We start from the raw sequence: 15308 nt of genomic DNA, 5'->3' as shown, positions 1-15308 counted from the left end.
CGCGTCCGCGCCGGGCCGCGGCGCGGTCAGGCCGGATGGCGCTCGACGTCGCGCCAGAACGCCGGCAGGAAGCACTCCGCCACCAGCAGCGGCTGCCCATGGCGCCAGAATGCCGAGCGCCGGGCCCACAGCGCGCCCGCCGCGCCGGGCTGGGCGCGCCGCGCCGTGGCATGGAAGGGCACCGGCGCGGCCAGGCGGCGGCATACGAAGGCCGAACGTTCGATGCTGCGGTCGTGGTACAGCATGTCGGCCAGCGGCCGCGTGCTCAGCCGGCGCATGCCCTGCCACACGCCGTGCGAGGCGGCCAGCGGCGTCAGGCTGCGCGCCACCACGCTGTCCACGCCATCGACCGACATCAGGATCTCGCGCACCCAGACCGGGCTGGCGGGCGCCAGGCCCATGCCGCGGGCTTCGTCGACGGGCGCGCCCTGGGCATATTCGGCCAGCACGCGCAGGCGCACCGTGCCGAGGGCGCGCAGGCCGGCGGTCAGAGCGCCGGGGCGCATCAGCCAATACTTGTGGGCGGTCGACAACGAAGGAGGGACGGCAGGCAGCCAGCCAGGCGCCAGGGGAGACGGGACTTTCATGGGTGCCTATTATGCCAAGCCCGGCGCCGCCGCGGGCCGGCCTACAATGCGACAATCGCCGGCCGGCCCGTGTCGGGTCCGGCGCGGCTGGCAAAGTCCCATGGAAAAAGTACGAATCTCGAAATTGATGGCCGAGCGCGGCCTCTGTTCGCGGCGCGAGGCCGACAGCTATATCGAGCGCGGCTGGGTGCGGGTCGACGGCGTGGTGGTGGCCGAACTGGGCGCGCGCGCCTTTCCCGACCAGGTCATCACGCTCGAGCGCGCCGCCCAGGCGCGCCAGACGGCGCGCGTCACCATCCTGATCAACAAGCCGGTGGGCTATGTGTCGGGCCAGGCCGAGAAGGGCTACACGCCGGCCGCCGCGCTCATCACGGCGGCCTCGCGCTATGCGCGCGACCGCGCGCCGCTGCGCTTTTCGCGCGCGCACCTGCAGGGCCTGGCGGTGGCGGGGCGGCTCGACATCGATTCGCATGGCCTGCTGGTGCTGACACAGGACGGCCGCATCGCCCGCCACCTCATCGGCGAAGATTCCGGGGTCGACAAGGAATACCTGGTGCGGGTGCAGGGCCGCCTCGACGCGCGCGGGCTGGCGCTGCTCAACCATGGCCTGTCGCTCGACGGCAAGGCGCTCAAGCCGGCGCAAGTGCGCTGGCAGAATGCCGACCAGCTGTGCTTCGTGCTGCGCGAAGGCCGCAAGCGCCAGATCCGCCGCATGTGCGAACTGGTGGGCCTGAAGGTGGTGGGCCTGAAGCGCGTGCGCATCGGCCGGGTCAGGCTGGGCGACCTGCCGATGGGGCAGTGGCGCTACCTGCGCGAGGACGAGCATTTCTGAACAGGCCGCCCGCGCGGTAGCTGTTTCAGTCCATTTCCGATGCGCGGTCAGGCGAAGAGCGCCGCGTTATCCTGTGGCGCCCGTTTGCCATCGCGCAGGCGTTCCATCAGGAATTCGATGAATATCCGCGTCTTGGCCGGCAGCAGGCGCGTGTCGGTGACGGCATAGACCGGAAACGGCCCGGCCTGCCAGTCCGGCAGCACGCGCTGCAGGCGGCGTTGCGCCACGTCCTGGCGCACGCTTTGCACCGGCGCCAGCACGGCGATGCCGGCGCCCAGCGAAGCCAGGCTGCGCACCATGGCCACGCTGTTCACCGAGAACCGCTTGCCGGGCGTGATCTCCACGTGCTCGTCGCCGCGCGCCAGCGGCCAGCGGGTGACGCGGTCGCCCGATGCGCGGAACTCCAGGCACTCGTGGCGGGTCAGGTCACTGGGGTGTTGCGGCGCGCCATGGCGCGCCAGGTATTCGGGCGAGGCATACAGGTAGGCCGGCAGCCAGCCCAGCAGGCGGGCGATCTGGGTCGAGTCGGGCAGTGCGCCGATCTCGATCGACACATCGCAGGTCTGGAAGACGCGCCCCGCGTGTTCCGGGCTGGCCAGGTCCAGGTAGAAAGTCACTTCGGGATAGCGTTGAGAAAACTCCATGAACGCCTCGGCCAGGAAGTCCGTGCCAAAATCGGCCGGCATGTTCACCCGCAGCGGGCCGGAGGGCGTCTCCACCAGTTTTTGCAGTTCCTCGTGGGCCACCTGCGCTTCCGCGACGATGCGCTGGCAGCGCTCGAAATACAAATGGCCGGCCTCGGTCAGTTCCACCCGGCGGGTGGTCCGGCTCAGCAGCCGCAGGCCCAGCGACCGTTCCAGCTCGGCCACCTGGCGCGACACGGTCGACTTGGGCACGCCCAGGTTGGCCGCGGCCCGGCCAAAATTGCAGGTCTTGGCCACTTCCACGAAAAATTCCATGCCTTGCAAGCGTTTCATGCGCGCAATTCCTGTAGTGGCTGACGATGAATTGTCCCATAAATGGGATGATGTTTTCGCCTTTGGCCGCTTTGTTTCTGAATTGGGATAAAGCAAAATGACGAGTTTCGCAGCGCAGCAATTGAGCACGCGCCCCGAACCTGATGAATCACTGACCGGAGCTTGCCGCGCGGCGGCGCACAGGCCGCGGCCCGGCCCTGTCCAGCTCGAAAAGGATCGTATGAACAAGAACAACGTATTGCGGCGCAGCGCCGCGCTGTTGGTCATCGCGGCGGCGACGCTGGCGGTGGCGGGTTGCGGCAACGACCCGGCCCCGCCGGCGGGCGGCAAGCCGCAGGTCGGCGTGGTGACCCTGGCGACGCGCCCCGTGGCCCTGACCACCGAGCTGCCCGGCCGCACCAGCGCCTACCGGGTCGCGGAAGTCCGGCCGCAGGTCAACGGCATCATCAAGAAGCGCTTGTTCACCGAAGGCGGCGAAGTCAGCGCCGGCCAGCAGCTCTACCAGATCGACCCGGCCCTCTACCAGGCCAGCTACGACAGCCAGAAGGCCGCGCTGGCGCGCGCCCAGGCGCAGCTCAAGACGGCCAACCTGCTGGTGCAGCGCTACCGCCCGCTGGCCGAGAGCCGCGCGGTCAGCCGCCAGGCGTATGACGACGCGGTCGCCGCGCGCGACCAGGCCGCGGCGGATGTGCAGTCCGCCAAGGCCGCGCTCGAGACCGCGCGCATCAACCTGGTCTATACCCGGGTGTTGTCGCCCATCGACGGCATCATCGGCCGTTCCACGGTCACCGAGGGCGCGCTGGTCACCGCCAACCAGGCCGGCGCGCTGGCCTCGGTGCAGCAGATCGACCCGATCTACGTCGACGTCACGCAGTCCAGCGTCGACCTGCTGCGCCTGAAGAGCGCGCTCGACAGCGGCCTGCTGCAGCGCGAGGCCGGCAAGGATGCGGCCCGCGTGTCGCTGACGCTGGCCGACGGCTCGCAATACCGTCATGAGGGCACCCTGCAGTTCTCCGAAGTGACCGTTGACCAGGGCACCGGCTCGGTCACGCTGCGCGCGGTGTTCCCCAACCCCGACCGCCAACTGCTGCCGGGCATGTTCGTGCGCGCCCGCGTCATCGAAGGCGTGGCCCCGCAGGGGCTGCTGGCGCCGCAGCGCGGCATCACGCGCAACCAGCGCGGCGAGCCGACCGCGCTGGTGGTCAACGCCGACAACAAGGTCGAACTGCGCATCCTGAAGGTCGACCGCGCCATCGGCGACCAATGGCTGGTCACCGACGGCCTGAAGGCCGGCGACAAGATCATCGTCGAAGGCCTGCAAGGGGTACAGCCCGGCGCGGAAGTCAACGCGACCGAATTCACCGCGCCTGCGCAAGCGCCCGCCGCCGCGGCCAAGTAAGGAGTCCGCATGGCCAAGTTTTTCATCGACCGGCCGGTCTTCGCCTGGGTGGTCGCCATCGTCCTGATGATGGCGGGCGTCCTGGCCATCCTGCAGTTGCCGGTGGCGCAGTATCCCAACATCGCCTCGCCGGCCATCAGCATCCGGGTCAACTACCCGGGCGCGTCGGCGCAGACGGTGCAGGACAGCGTGGTGCAGGTCATCGAACAGCAGATGAACGGCATCGACAACCTCAGCTACATGTCATCGGAAAGCAACTCCGACGGCAGCATGGCGATCACGCTGACGTTCGCGCAGGGCACCGACCCCGACACCGCGCAGGTGCAGGTGCAGAACAAGCTGGCGGTGGCGCAGCCGCTGCTGCCGCTCGAAGTGCAGCAGCAGGGCATACGCGTCAGCAAGGCGACCAAGAACTTCCTGGTGGTGGCGGGTTTCATCTCCACCGACGGCACCATGGCCAAGGAGGATCTGGCCAACTACGTGGCGGCCAACGTGCAGGACCCGGTCAGCCGCACGCCCGGCGTGGGCGACTTCCAGCTGTTCGGCTCGCAGTACGCCATGCGCATCTGGGTCGATCCCGACAAACTCCTGTCCTACGACCTGACCACCGTCGACGTGATGAACGCGGTCAAGGAACAGAACGTGCAGGTGTCGTCGGGCGAGCTGGGCGGCCTGCCGGCGATCAAGGGCCAGCAGCTCAACGCCACCATCATCGGCCCGTCGCGCCTGCAGACGCCCGAGGAGTTCCGCGCGATCCTCCTGAAGGTCAACCCGGACGGCTCGCAGGTCCGGCTCGGCGACGTCGCCAGCGTGTCGCTGGGCGCGCAGAACTACGCCATCGACAGCTACTTCAACGGGCAGCCGGCCTCCGGCCTGGCCATCAAGCTGGCGCCGGGCGCCAACGCGCTCGATACCGTCGAGGCGGTGCGCGACACCATCAACCGCCTCAAGCCGTTCTTCCCGCCGGGCATGGACGTGGTGTACCCGTACGACACCTCGCCCTTCGTGGCGCTGTCCATCGAAAGCGTGATCCACACCCTGATCGAGGCCATCATCCTGGTGTTCCTCGTGATGTACCTGTTCCTGCAGAACTTCCGGGCCACGCTGATCCCCACGCTGGCGGTGCCGGTGGTGCTGCTGGGCACCTTCGGGGTGCTGGCGGTGTTCGGCTATTCCATCAACACCCTGACCATGTTCGGCATGGTGCTGGCGATCGGCCTGCTGGTGGACGACGCCATCGTGGTGGTGGAAAACGTCGAGCGCGTCATGGCCGAGGAGGGCCTGTCGCCGCGCCAGGCCACGCGCAAGTCCATGGGCCAGATCACCGGCGCGCTGATCGGCATCGCGCTGGTGCTGTCGGCCGTGTTCGTGCCGATGGCGTTCTTCGGCGGCTCCACCGGGGTCATCTATCGCCAGTTCTCGATCACCATCGTGTCGTCGATGGTGCTGTCGGTGCTGGTGGCCATCATCTTCACGCCGGCGCTGTGCGCCACCCTGCTCAAGCGCATCCCCAAGGGCCACCATGCGACCAAGACCGGCTTCTTCGGCTGGTTCAACCGCCTGTTCGAGCGCTCCACCGACGGCTATGCCAATTCGGTGGCGCGCGGCCTGGGGCGCACCAAGCGGCTGATGCTCATCTACCTGCTGCTGGTGCTCGTCATGGGGTGGATGTTCACGCGCATTCCCACCGCCTTCCTGCCCGACGAGGACCAGGGCATCCTGTTCGCGCAGGTGCAGGCCCCCGCCGGCGCCACCGCCGAGCGCACCAGCCACACGGTCGAGGCCGCCACCCGCTACCTGCTCGAGGACGAGAAGGACGTCGTCGCCTCGGTGTTCGCGGTGCACGGCTTCAGCTTCGGCGGCCGCGGCCAGAACTCGGCCATCATGTTCATCAAGCTGCGCGACTGGGACGAGCGCCGCGACGCTTCGCAGAAGGTGCAGGCCCTGGCGGCCCGGGCCAATGCGTATTTCAGCCAGCACCTGCACGATGCGCGCGTGATGGCCTTCGCGCCGCCGGCCGTCATGGAGCTCGGCAACGCGCTGGGCTTCGACTTCCAGCTCACCGACCAGGCGGGCCTGGGCCACGACAGGCTCGTCGCCGCGCGCCAGCAGTTCCTGGCCGAGGCGGCCAAGAGCCCGGTGCTGGCCGGCGTGCGTTTCAACGGCATGGAAGACGCGCCGCAGTATGAGCTGGAAATCGACCGCGAGAAAGCGCGTGCGCTGGGCGTGGGCATTTCCGACATCAACAACACGCTGTCCACCGCCTGGGGCGGTTCGTACGTCAACGACTTCCTCGACCGCGGGCGCGTGAAGAAGGTGTACCTGCAGGGCGAAGCGTCGTCGCGCATGCTGCCCGAGGACCTCGACAAATGGTACGTGCGCAACCAGAGCGGCGGCATGGTGCCGTTCTCGGCCTTCGCCTCGGCCCGCTGGACCTACGGCCCGCAGCGCCTGGACCGCTACAACGGCGTGCCGTCGTTCAACATCCAGGGGCAGGCGGCGCCGGGCTACAGCTCGGGCGAGGCCATGGCCGAGATGGAGCGCATCGCCGCCACCATGCCCACCGGCATCGGCTATGAATGGACCGGCCTGTCCTACGAGGAGCGCCTGTCCGGCGCGCAGGCGCCCGCGCTGTACGCCATTTCACTGCTCGTGGTGTTCCTGTGCCTGGCCGCGCTGTACGAAAGCTGGGCCATCCCCACCTCCGTCATGCTGGTGGTGCCGCTGGGAGTCATCGGGGTGCTGGCCGCCACCTTGTTGCGCGGCCTGTCCAACGACGTGTACTTCCAGGTCGGTCTGCTCACCACCGTGGGCCTGAGCGCCAAGAACGCCATTCTCATCGTGGAGTTCGCTAAGGCCCACTACGAAGAGGGCGCCAGCCTGGTCGAAGCCGCCGTGCACGCGGCGCGCCAGCGCCTGCGGCCGATTCTCATGACGTCCATGGCGTTCATCCTGGGCGTGGTGCCGCTGGCCATCTCCAACGGCGCCGGCTCGGGCCGCCAGCATGCCATCGGCACCGGCGTGATCGGCGGCATGCTGGCCGGCACCTTCCTGGCCATCTTCTTCGTGCCGGCCTTCTTCGTGGTGATGCTGCAGCTGTTCAAGGTCAAGCGCCACAGCGAACGCCACGAAGACGACGACGAAGATCCGCAAGACGGCGACCCCGCCTTGCCGCCGGCGCCGTCGGCGCAGCCCGGGGAGCAACCGCAATGAGTCCGACCATGTATCGATCCATCCTGACCGCCGCGCTGGCGGCGGCCCTGGCGGGCTGCTCCCTGGCGCCCACCTATGAGCGTCCCGACGCGCCCGTCAGCGCCACCTTTCCCACCGGCCCGGCCTACGAGACGCCGGGCCAGCCGGCCGCGGGCGCCGCCGCGGCCGATATCGGCTGGCGCGACTTTTTCGCCGATCCGCTGCTGCAGCGGCTGATCTCCATGGCCCTGGAGGCCAACCGCGACCTGCGGGTGGCCGCCCTGAACGTCGAAGAAGCGCGGGCCCAGTACCGCATCCAGCGGGCCGACCTGCTGCCCGGCGTGGGCGTCGCGGGGCAGGGCTCGGTGCAGCGCATGCCCGGCGACCTGTCGCAGAGCGGCGAGTCCACCATCAGCCGCAGCTACCAGGTCGGCGGCGCCGTCTCGGCGTGGGAACTCGACCTGTTCGGGCGTATTCGCAGCCTCAGCGACCAGGCCCTGGAAACCTACCTGGCGCAGGACGAGACCCGCCTCGCCACGCAATTGTCGCTGGTGGCCGAAACCGCCGCCGCCTACCTGACGCTGCGGGCCGACCAGGAATTGCTGAGCCTGACCCGGTCGACCCTGGCGGCGCAGCAGGATTCCTATCGCCTGACCAAGCAGAGCTACGACCTGGGCGTGGCCACCGAGCTCGACCTGAGCCAGGCGGAGATCGCGTTGCGCACGGCCGAGCGCAACCTGTCGCAGTACACCCGCATGGCGGCCCAGGACCGCAATGCGCTGGTGCTGCTGGTGGGCCAGCCGCTGCCGGCCGACGTGGTGGCGCAACTCGACCAGGCCCGGGCGCTGCCGGACGGCATCATGCCGTCGAACCTGCCCGCCGGCCTGCCGTCCGACCTGCTGGTCAGGCGACCGGACATCCGCGCCGCCGAACACCAGCTCAGGGCGGCCAATGCCAATATCGGCGCGGCCCGGGCGGCTTTCTTTCCGACCATCAGCCTGACCGGCAGCGCGGGCACCGCCAGCGCCAGCCTGGGCGGGCTGTTCGATGCCGGCTCGGGCGCCTGGAGCTTCGCGCCCAGCATCACCGTGCCCATCTTCGCGGGCGGTGCGCTGCGCGCCAGCCTGGACGCGGCCAAGGTGCGCAAGAACATCCAGGTGGCCCAGTACGAGAAATCGATCCAGACCGCCTTCCGCGAGGTGTCGGACGCGCTGGCCGGACGCGGCACGCTGCAGACGCAGATCGTCGCGCAGCGCCAGCTGGTCGACGCCAGCCAGCGCGCCTACGACCTGTCGCGCCAGCGCTTCGAGCAAGGGGTGGACAACTACCTCAGCGTGCTGGACGCGCAGCGCTCGCTGTATTCGGCCCAGCAGGTCCTGGTCGAGACCCGCCTGGCGCGCCTGTCCAACCTGGTGACGCTGTACCGCTCCCTGGGCGGAGGCTGGTCGGAGCAGACCGTGGCCGCGGCCCCGCCGGCGCGGTAGCCTGGCGCGGGCAAGAAAAAAGCCGGGCGGCCCGCGGGCCGCCCGGCTTTTTTTCTTGCATGGATGCGTTATGCGCGCTTCTTGGTGATCAGGCCGACCACGAACAGCACGACGATGGCGCCGACGACCGAGCCGATCCAGCCCGCCGGTTCGCCCGGTGCGTACCAGCCCAGCGACTGGCCCAGGAAGCCCGCCACGACTGCGCCGACGATGCCCAGGATGGTGGTCATGATGATCCCCATGTTCTGGTCGCCAGGCATGATGGCGCGGGCGATGAGGCCGACGACAAACCCGACGATGATCATGATGATGATGCTCATGCGCGTGCTCCTCTTTCAGGATGTAGGGTAAGCGTTTGGATAATACCCACCCCCCCCGCGGGCCGACGTTGTAACAACTCGTATTTGGGGCATCCGCGCAACAGCTTGCGCCGTCCGGCCATCGGCATGCCGCAAGAACGTGCTAGCGGCGTATGCGGTGAATTAGCCGGTAATCTCGATCAATTGGCGCAGATCCTTGACGATCGCGTCGATACTGTCGGTGTCGGATGCCAGCAGGCGGGCCTGGCCTTCGTTGTCGAAGATGTAAACCCCGCGGCTGTGCGTCACGTCGTAGACGTCGGCCGCGTCGCCCGGCCGGGGCTTCTCGATCTGGTAGGCCACGCGGTAGCGGCGCGCCAGGTCGGCGATCTGTTTTTCGCTGCCGGTCACGCCGATGGCGCTCTTGTTGAACGCATCCACATAGGCTTGCAGGACATCCGGCGTATCGCGGTGCGGATCGACGCTGACGAAGACGATGCGCACGTTGTCGGCGGCGTCGCCCAGCTGCTGCAGCACGGCCGTGAGCTGGGCCATGGTAGTCGGGCAGACGTCGGGGCAGCTCGCATAGCCGAAGAACAGCAGCACCGTCTTGCCCTTGAGGTCGTTGCTGGAAACGGTCTTGCCGCCCGCGCCGGCCAGCTGGAACTTGAGGTCGGGCAGGTGTCCCTTGATGTCGTACAGGGTCCAGTTGGCGGCCTTGTCGCCGCAGGCGGCGACCAGCATGCAGGAGGCGAGCAGCAAGGCACGCCACAGGCGGCCGGAAAGAATAGCGGGCATGTCGATGTCGGGTACGGGCCGCAGCGGCGCGGTAAACGGAACGGCAACGGCACGATTCTAGCGCGCCGGCGCGGGCAGGGGGGGGGCGCGCGCCGGCGTGGCGGGCGTCAGCCGGCCATGCCGCTATGCCGCAGCAGCGCGTCGATGCGCGGCGCGCGGCCCCGGAACGCGTGGAACGATTCCGCCGCGGGCCGCGCCCCGCCGACGGCCAGGATCTCCTTGCGGAAGCGCGCGCCGGTGGCGGGATCCAGCGTGCCGTGCTCGCCGGACGCGCCGGCGGCGGCCTCTTCGAAGGCCTCATAGGCATCGGCGGACAGCACTTCGGCCCACTTGTAGCTGTAATAGCCGGCGCCATAGCCGCCGGCGAACAGGTGCGAGAAGCTGTGGGGCAGGCGATGCCAGGCGGGCGGGAACAGCACCGCCACTTCGCCGCGCACCTGTTCGAGCAGGGCCAGCACCTCGGCGATCGGCGCCCCCTGCGGGCGCTCGTGCAGCAGCATGTCGAACAGGGCGAACTCGATCTGCCGCACGGCCTGCATGCCGCTCTGGAAATTGCGCGCCGCCACCAGCTTGTCGAACAGTGCGCGGGGCAGCGGCTCGCCGCTGTCGACGTGGGACGACAGCCGCTGCGCCACCGGCCATTCCCAGCAGAAGTTCTCCATGAACTGCGAGGGCAGCTCGATGGCGTCCCATTCCACCGCGGCGAACGCCGAGGCGGCCGGCTCGTCCACCTCGGACAGCAGGGCATGCAGGGCGTGGCCGGTCTCGTGGAACAGCGTGATCACGTCGTCGTGAGTCAGCAGGGCCGGCTTGCCATCGGCCGGGCGGGCGAAATTGCAGGTGAGATACACCACCGGCGCCTGTACTTGCGCGCCGACGCGGCGGCGGCTGCGTTCGCTGTCGACCCAGGCGCCGCTCTGCTTGCCGGCGCGGGCGTACAGGTCCAGGTACAGGTGGCCGACCAGCGCGCCGGCCGGCGTTTCCACCCGTACGCCGCGCACGTCGCGGTGCCAGCGGGATACATCGGTCTCGCGCAGTCGCACGTCGAACAGCGTTTCGATGACCTCGAACAGGCCCGCCAGCACGCGCGGCTCGGTGAAATACTGCTTGATCTCGTCTTCCGAGTAGGCGTAGCGGGCTTCGCGCAGGCGTTCGGAAGCGTAGGCCACGTCCCAGGGCTGCAGGGTCTCCAGGCCCAGCTCGGCGGCCGCGTAGGCCTTCAGCTCGGCCAGGTCGCGCTCGGCATAGGGGCGGGCGCGCGCGGCCAGGTCGCGCAGGAAGCCGGTGACCTCGCCCGCGTCGCGCGCCATGCGGGTCTGCAGGCGCAGCGCCGCGAAGCTGCCGTAGCCCAGCAGGCCGGACTCCTCGGCGCGCAGCGCCAGCAGTTCCTCGATCAGCGGTGAATTGTCGAAGCGTGTGTCGCCCTGTTCGGAGGCCACCGTGCCATAGGCGCGGTACAGCTGCTCGCGCAGCGAGCGGTCGCGCGCGTACTGCATGACCGGCAGGTAGCAGGGCATCTTCAGCGTCAGTTTCCAGCCCTGCTTGCCGTCTTCCTGCGCCGCCTGGCTGGCGGCCTGCCGCACGTCGGCGGGCAGCCTTTCCAGGCGCGCCTCGTCGTCGACCAGCAGCGACCACGCGTCGATCGCGTCGAGCACGTTTTCGGAGAATTTCTGCGCCACCTGGGCCTCGCGGTCCGAGATGGCGGCATAGCGCTCGCGCGCCGGCCCCTGCAGCTCGACCCCGCTGAGCCGGAAGTCGCGCAGCGCCAGTTCGACGACGCGGCGGCGCACCGGGCTCCAGTCGGCGAAGCCGGGCGCGGCCTGCAGCCGCTGGTACTGGCGGTACAGGCCCTCGTGCAGGCCCACCCAGGTGGAGAATTCGGTCACCAGGGGCAGGGCGGCGTTGTAGGCCTCGCGCAGCTCGGGCGTGTTCACCACTGCGTTCAGGTGGCCGGCCACCGACCAGGCCCGCCACAGGCGCTCCGATGCCGTATCGAGCGGCTCGACCACGGCCTCCCATTGCGCCGGCAGGGCCGGGTCGGCGGCGGCGGCGACCGCCCGGCGGGCCTGTTCCAGCAGTTCCTGGATGGCGGGCACGATGTGGCCCGGCTGGACCGCCGCGTAGTCGATCAGGTCGGAGACGGGGGCGAGGAGGGGATTCTGGGTCATGAGGATCGGTGTGGGAACGGGAATCTGTATTGATAACAGATAAGGGCGGCGCGCCGGAAAGCAAGTCGGGCGGCACGGCGGGAAGGCGCCGGTCGGTGCGGTGGGAAGTAGTGAAAGGTGTCTGACACCCCGGGAGGCAACGCCTGCCTGCCGGCGGCGCTTCGAGGGGTGTCAGACACCTGTCCGGTCATGCCGGCGCGCCGGCGGCCCGGGTTGTCAGCCGGCGGCGCGTTCGGCGGCCTCGACGGTGTTGACCAGCAGCATGGCGATCGTCATGGGGCCGACGCCGCCCGGCACGGGCGTGATGGCGCCGGCCACCTGGCTGGCCGAGGCGAAGTCCACGTCGCCGCACAGCTTGCCGTCGGCGCCGCGGTTGATGCCCACGTCGATGACCACCGCGCCGGGCTTGATCATGCTGCCGTCGATCATGCCGGGCTTGCCGGTGGCCACCACCAGCACGTCGGCGCGGCGCGTCTGCGCGCCCAGGTCGCGCGTCTTGGAGTTGCAGATCGTGATGGTGGCGCCGGCCTGCAGCAGCAGCATGGCCATCGGCTTGCCGACGATGTTGCTGGCGCCGACGATCACGGCTTCGGCGCCGCGCAGCGGCACGCCTTCGGCTTCCAGCATCTTCATGACGCCGTAGGGCGTGCACGGCCGGAACAGCGGCTGGCCGGTCATGAGCAGGCCGGCGTTGCTGACATGGAAACCGTCCACGTCCTTGTCGGCGGCGATCGCCTCGATGACCTTGTGGCTGTCCATGTGCGGCGGCAGGGGCAGCTGCACCAGGATGCCGTGGATGGACGGGTCGCGGTTCAGCGCGTCGATGCGCGCCAGCAGTTCGGCCTCGGTCATGTTGGCCGGGTATTGCTCCTTGACCGAATGCAGGCCGGCTTTTTCGCAGGCGGCGACCTTGTTGCGCACGTAGACTTGCGAGGCCGGGTCATCGCCGACCAGCACCACCGCCAGGCCGGGGCGGGCGCCGCGCGCCGCCAGGGCCTGCACGCGTTGCGCCACTTCGGCGCGGATCCGCTGCGCCAGGGCGGTGCCATCGATGATGCGCGCGCCCGCGCGCGCTTGGGTGTTGCTGTCCTGCAGGGTCATGCATGTGCCTCGGGTTTGGCCAGCGCGACCTTCATCAGGTCGGCGACCGTGGTGACTTCCAGTTTTTCCATGATGTTGGCGCGATGCGCCTCGACGGTCTTGATGCTGATGCCCAGGTCGTCGGCGATCTGCTTGTTGAGCCGGCCGGCCACGATGCGCTCGAGTACCTGCTGCTCGCGCGCGGTCAGGCGCGCCAGCATGGCCTCGTGGTTCTTCTGGGCCTGGAACTGGCTGACGCGCTGGGTCGCCTGCTCCAGCATGCGGGCCACGATCTCGCGCAAGTCGGACTCGTTGAACGGCTTTTCGAGGAAGTCGACCGCGCCCTTCTTCATGGTGGACACCGCCATCGGCACATCGCCGTGGCCGGTGATGAACACGATGGGCAGCGGCGCATTGCGGGCGATGATCTGTTCCTGCAGTTCCAGGCCGCTCATGCCGGGCATGCGCACGTCCGCGATCAGCACGCCGACCTGGGTCGGATCGTATTCTTCGAGGAACGTCTCGCCGCTGGCGTAGGCGCGCACGCGATAGCCGTTCGCTTCCAGCAGCCAGCGCAATGAATCGCGTACCGCTTCGTCGTCATCGACAATGAATACCGTGCTCGACTGGGGGGGGGTGTTCATGCGTGCAACTCCTCGGGCTGATCATTCTGCGCGCCCTTCTCTGGGACGGCGCAAGGCAGGGTAAAGCGGAAAATCGTCCCGCCGGCGGGGTTGGGGTCCGCCCAAAGGCGGCCGTGATGCGACTCGATAATGGTACGGCGGATATTCAGCCCCATGCCCAGGCCCTGGGATTTGGTGCTGAAGAAGGGTTCGAACAGCCGCTCGGGCTCGGCCAGCCCGTGGCCGCGGTCGACCACGGCCACCTCGATGTGCTGTTCGTGCAGAATCACGGCGACCTTGAGTTCGTCGGATTCGCTCTTTTCCATGGCCTCCAGGCCGTTCTTGAGCAGGTTCAGCAGCACCTGCTCGATCAGGATCGGGTCGGCCAGCACGTCGGGCGCGTTGGACGGCACGAAGGGCTCGATGCGGATGCGGCGCTTGCGCGCGTCGATCTCGGCGAAGCCGATGGCGTTGTCGACGATGCGGCTGATGGGCACCCGCTGGCGGCGCGGCTCGCTGCGTTTGACGAACTCGCGGATGCGGCTGATGATCTTGCCGGCCCGCTCGGCCTGCGAGGCGGCCTTTTCCAGCGCCGGCAGCAGCATGGTGGGGCTGGTGTGGCCGGCCTTGACCAGCGCCACCGCGCCCATGCTGTAGTTGGCGATGGCCGTCAGCGGCTGGTTCAGCTCGTGCGCCAGCGACGAGGCCATCTCGCCCATGGTGGTCAGGCGGCTGGTGAGCTGGATCTTTTCCTGCTGGATGCGCGAGGCTTCCTCGTGGTTGCGGCGTTCGGTGATGTCGCGCGCCACCTGCATGCGCACCCGCCGGCCGTCGGTCCAGGCCAGCATGCGGTGGTGCACTTCGAACCAGCGCTGCACCGACGGGGCGAACACTTCCACCGATTCGTCGGTGAAGCGGCCGCGCCGCCCGGCCAGCAGCTCGTCGTGGCCGCCGGTCTGCGCCCCGAACACGCGCCGGTAGGTGCGGTTGGCGAACAGCAGCTCCAGGCCGTCGTGCGTGTCGGCCGTGACCGAGATCGCGTCGTCCAGGCCCTCCAGCACCGTCATGAAGCGCTCATGGGCGGCGGTCAGCGCCTCGCGGATGCGCTTGGGCTCGGTGATGTCGGTCATCGAGGTCATCCAGCCGATCTGCGTGCCGTTGGGGTCGAGCAGCGGCGACACGTACATGCGCGCCGTGAAGCGCGAGCCGTCGCGGCGCTGGGCCTCGACCTCGAGCCCGCTGCTGGGCGTCTTGCCCGAGGTCAGCACGTCGAGCGTATGCTGGTGCTGCTCGTGGCGGCCCGGCACCCAGTAGGGGAAGGGCGGGCTGCGGCCGATCAGGTCGGCCTCGTTCCAGCCGATCATGCGGCAGAACGCCGGGTTCACATAGGCGATGCGGCCTTCCATGTCGAGCACCCGCATGCCGGTCGACATGGAGTTTTCCATGGCGCGCCGGAAGCGGGTCTCGGCGATCAGGGCCGCCTCGGCGCTGGAGCGGAAGCGCGTATAGCGCCACAGCATCAGCAGGCTGATGATGATCACGCACGACAGCGCCAGCACCACCCAGATGAGGCGCTGCTGGCGCACTTCCTGGTCGATCGTCACGAACATGACGCTGTCGTCGTGCAGGCGCTGCAGCCAGAAGAAGGCGCCCATCACGCACAGGTACAGGATCAGCACCAGCGCGGGCGTGAGCCAGTACACGCCGCGCCGGCGCTGCCGGGCATGGTCGTGGAACGACGTGGGAATATTGGACTTGTGCGGGCTGGACATTGCGTTCGGGCCGTATAGAGCCGGCATTTTAGAGCGTGTTGCGGCCGGCTGCGCGGCGCGGCGGCCGGCCCGGCCGGCCAGCCGCCCCTCTGCATTC

At 68.9% G+C, this 15308-nt stretch carries 12 protein-coding genes; 4 read left to right on the top strand and 8 right to left on the bottom strand.

Annotated elements, in window-relative coordinates; translation table 11 throughout:
- Nucleotides 1–26: 26 nt before the first annotated feature.
- Nucleotides 27–587 carry a chorismate--pyruvate lyase family protein gene (locus CAL24_RS09340; RefSeq protein WP_094806545.1) on the bottom strand — a complete coding sequence of 187 codons (561 nt, stop codon included), beginning with the start codon at nt 585–587 and terminating at the stop codon, nt 27–29.
- A gap of 100 nt (nt 588–687) precedes the next feature.
- Here CAL24_RS09340 and CAL24_RS09335 point away from each other — a divergent pair, with 100 nt between their 5' ends.
- On the top strand, nt 688–1419 hold the full coding sequence (locus CAL24_RS09335; protein WP_028355475.1) for a pseudouridine synthase: 732 nt from the start codon (nt 688–690) through the stop codon (nt 1417–1419).
- A gap of 47 nt (nt 1420–1466) precedes the next feature.
- On the opposite strand, the gene CAL24_RS09330 is transcribed toward CAL24_RS09335, so the two are convergent.
- Nucleotides 1467–2396 carry a LysR family transcriptional regulator gene (locus CAL24_RS09330; RefSeq protein WP_028355476.1) on the bottom strand — a complete coding sequence of 310 codons (930 nt, stop codon included), beginning with the start codon at nt 2394–2396 and terminating at the stop codon, nt 1467–1469.
- Nucleotides 2397–2616: 220 nt separating this feature from the next.
- Here CAL24_RS09330 and CAL24_RS09325 point away from each other — a divergent pair, with 220 nt between their 5' ends.
- From CAL24_RS09325 to adeC, 3 genes are read left to right on the top strand one after another with little or no spacing between them, the layout of a single operon-like run.
- Nucleotides 2617–3795, top strand: a complete 1179-nt coding sequence (locus tag CAL24_RS09325) for an efflux RND transporter periplasmic adaptor subunit (RefSeq protein WP_028355477.1) — start codon at nt 2617–2619, stop codon at nt 3793–3795.
- 9 nt (nt 3796–3804) lie between these two features.
- Complete coding sequence (locus CAL24_RS09320) at nt 3805–7008, top strand: efflux RND transporter permease subunit (protein WP_094806544.1); 3204 nt, start codon at nt 3805–3807, stop codon at nt 7006–7008.
- The gene (gene adeC, locus CAL24_RS09315) at nt 7005–8471 is read left to right on the top strand and encodes an AdeC/AdeK/OprM family multidrug efflux complex outer membrane factor (protein WP_028355479.1); all 1467 of its coding nucleotides are present in this window, start codon (nt 7005–7007) and stop codon (nt 8469–8471) included. The genes CAL24_RS09320 and adeC overlap by 4 nt, the downstream gene beginning before the upstream one ends.
- A 68-nt stretch (nt 8472–8539) precedes the next feature.
- Here the strand turns inward: adeC and CAL24_RS09310 are convergent, their stop codons facing one another.
- The 6 genes from CAL24_RS09310 to CAL24_RS09285 all read right to left on the bottom strand — a co-directional run bounded on the left by CAL24_RS09310 (nt 8540) and on the right by CAL24_RS09285 (nt 15211).
- Nucleotides 8540–8791, bottom strand: a complete 252-nt coding sequence (locus CAL24_RS09310; protein ID WP_028355480.1) for a GlsB/YeaQ/YmgE family stress response membrane protein — start codon at nt 8789–8791, stop codon at nt 8540–8542.
- 162 nt (nt 8792–8953) lie between these two features.
- Complete coding sequence (locus CAL24_RS09305; protein WP_028355481.1) at nt 8954–9568, bottom strand: SCO family protein; 615 nt, start codon at nt 9566–9568, stop codon at nt 8954–8956.
- A gap of 107 nt (nt 9569–9675) precedes the next feature.
- The gene (locus tag CAL24_RS09300) at nt 9676–11736 is read right to left on the bottom strand and encodes a M3 family metallopeptidase (RefSeq protein ID WP_094806543.1); all 2061 of its coding nucleotides are present in this window, start codon (nt 11734–11736) and stop codon (nt 9676–9678) included.
- A 216-nt stretch (nt 11737–11952) separates the two neighbouring features.
- The gene (gene folD / locus CAL24_RS09295; RefSeq protein WP_051439527.1) at nt 11953–12837 is read right to left on the bottom strand and encodes a bifunctional methylenetetrahydrofolate dehydrogenase/methenyltetrahydrofolate cyclohydrolase FolD; all 885 of its coding nucleotides are present in this window, start codon (nt 12835–12837) and stop codon (nt 11953–11955) included.
- A complete protein-coding gene (locus CAL24_RS09290) occupies nt 12834–13460 on the bottom strand; it encodes a response regulator transcription factor (RefSeq protein WP_028355484.1) in 627 nt (208 codons plus the stop codon). The genes folD and CAL24_RS09290 overlap by 4 nt, the downstream gene beginning before the upstream one ends.
- The gene (locus CAL24_RS09285; RefSeq protein WP_094806542.1) at nt 13457–15211 is read right to left on the bottom strand and encodes a PAS domain-containing sensor histidine kinase; all 1755 of its coding nucleotides are present in this window, start codon (nt 15209–15211) and stop codon (nt 13457–13459) included. The genes CAL24_RS09290 and CAL24_RS09285 overlap by 4 nt, the downstream gene beginning before the upstream one ends.
- Nucleotides 15212–15308 lie beyond the last annotated feature (97 nt).

Source organism: Bordetella genomosp. 2 (genome assembly GCF_002261345.1).
Classification (GTDB): Bacteria; Pseudomonadota; Gammaproteobacteria; order Burkholderiales; family Burkholderiaceae_B; genus Bordetella_A.
The sequence above is the reverse complement of the archived record's forward strand: the minus strand, read 5'-3'. Positions and strand labels throughout refer to the sequence as shown.

Coding starts and splice junctions, on each gene's coding strand:
- CAL24_RS09340 (WP_094806545.1), bottom strand. CDS start 587: ATGAAAGTCCCGTCTCCCCTGGCGCCTGGCTGGCTGCCTGCCGTCCCT.
- CAL24_RS09335 (WP_028355475.1), top strand. CDS start 688: ATGGAAAAAGTACGAATCTCGAAATTGATGGCCGAGCGCGGCCTCTGT.
- CAL24_RS09330 (WP_028355476.1), bottom strand. CDS start 2,396: ATGAAACGCTTGCAAGGCATGGAATTTTTCGTGGAAGTGGCCAAGACC.
- CAL24_RS09325 (WP_028355477.1), top strand. CDS start 2,617: ATGAACAAGAACAACGTATTGCGGCGCAGCGCCGCGCTGTTGGTCATC.
- CAL24_RS09320 (WP_094806544.1), top strand. CDS start 3,805: ATGGCCAAGTTTTTCATCGACCGGCCGGTCTTCGCCTGGGTGGTCGCC.
- adeC (WP_028355479.1), top strand. CDS start 7,005: ATGAGTCCGACCATGTATCGATCCATCCTGACCGCCGCGCTGGCGGCG.
- CAL24_RS09310 (WP_028355480.1), bottom strand. CDS start 8,791: ATGAGCATCATCATCATGATCATCGTCGGGTTTGTCGTCGGCCTCATC.
- CAL24_RS09305 (WP_028355481.1), bottom strand. CDS start 9,568: ATGCCCGCTATTCTTTCCGGCCGCCTGTGGCGTGCCTTGCTGCTCGCC.
- CAL24_RS09300 (WP_094806543.1), bottom strand. CDS start 11,736: ATGACCCAGAATCCCCTCCTCGCCCCCGTCTCCGACCTGATCGACTAC.
- folD (WP_051439527.1), bottom strand. CDS start 12,837: ATGACCCTGCAGGACAGCAACACCCAAGCGCGCGCGGGCGCGCGCATC.
- CAL24_RS09290 (WP_028355484.1), bottom strand. CDS start 13,460: ATGAACACCCCCCCCCAGTCGAGCACGGTATTCATTGTCGATGACGAC.
- CAL24_RS09285 (WP_094806542.1), bottom strand. CDS start 15,211: ATGTCCAGCCCGCACAAGTCCAATATTCCCACGTCGTTCCACGACCAT.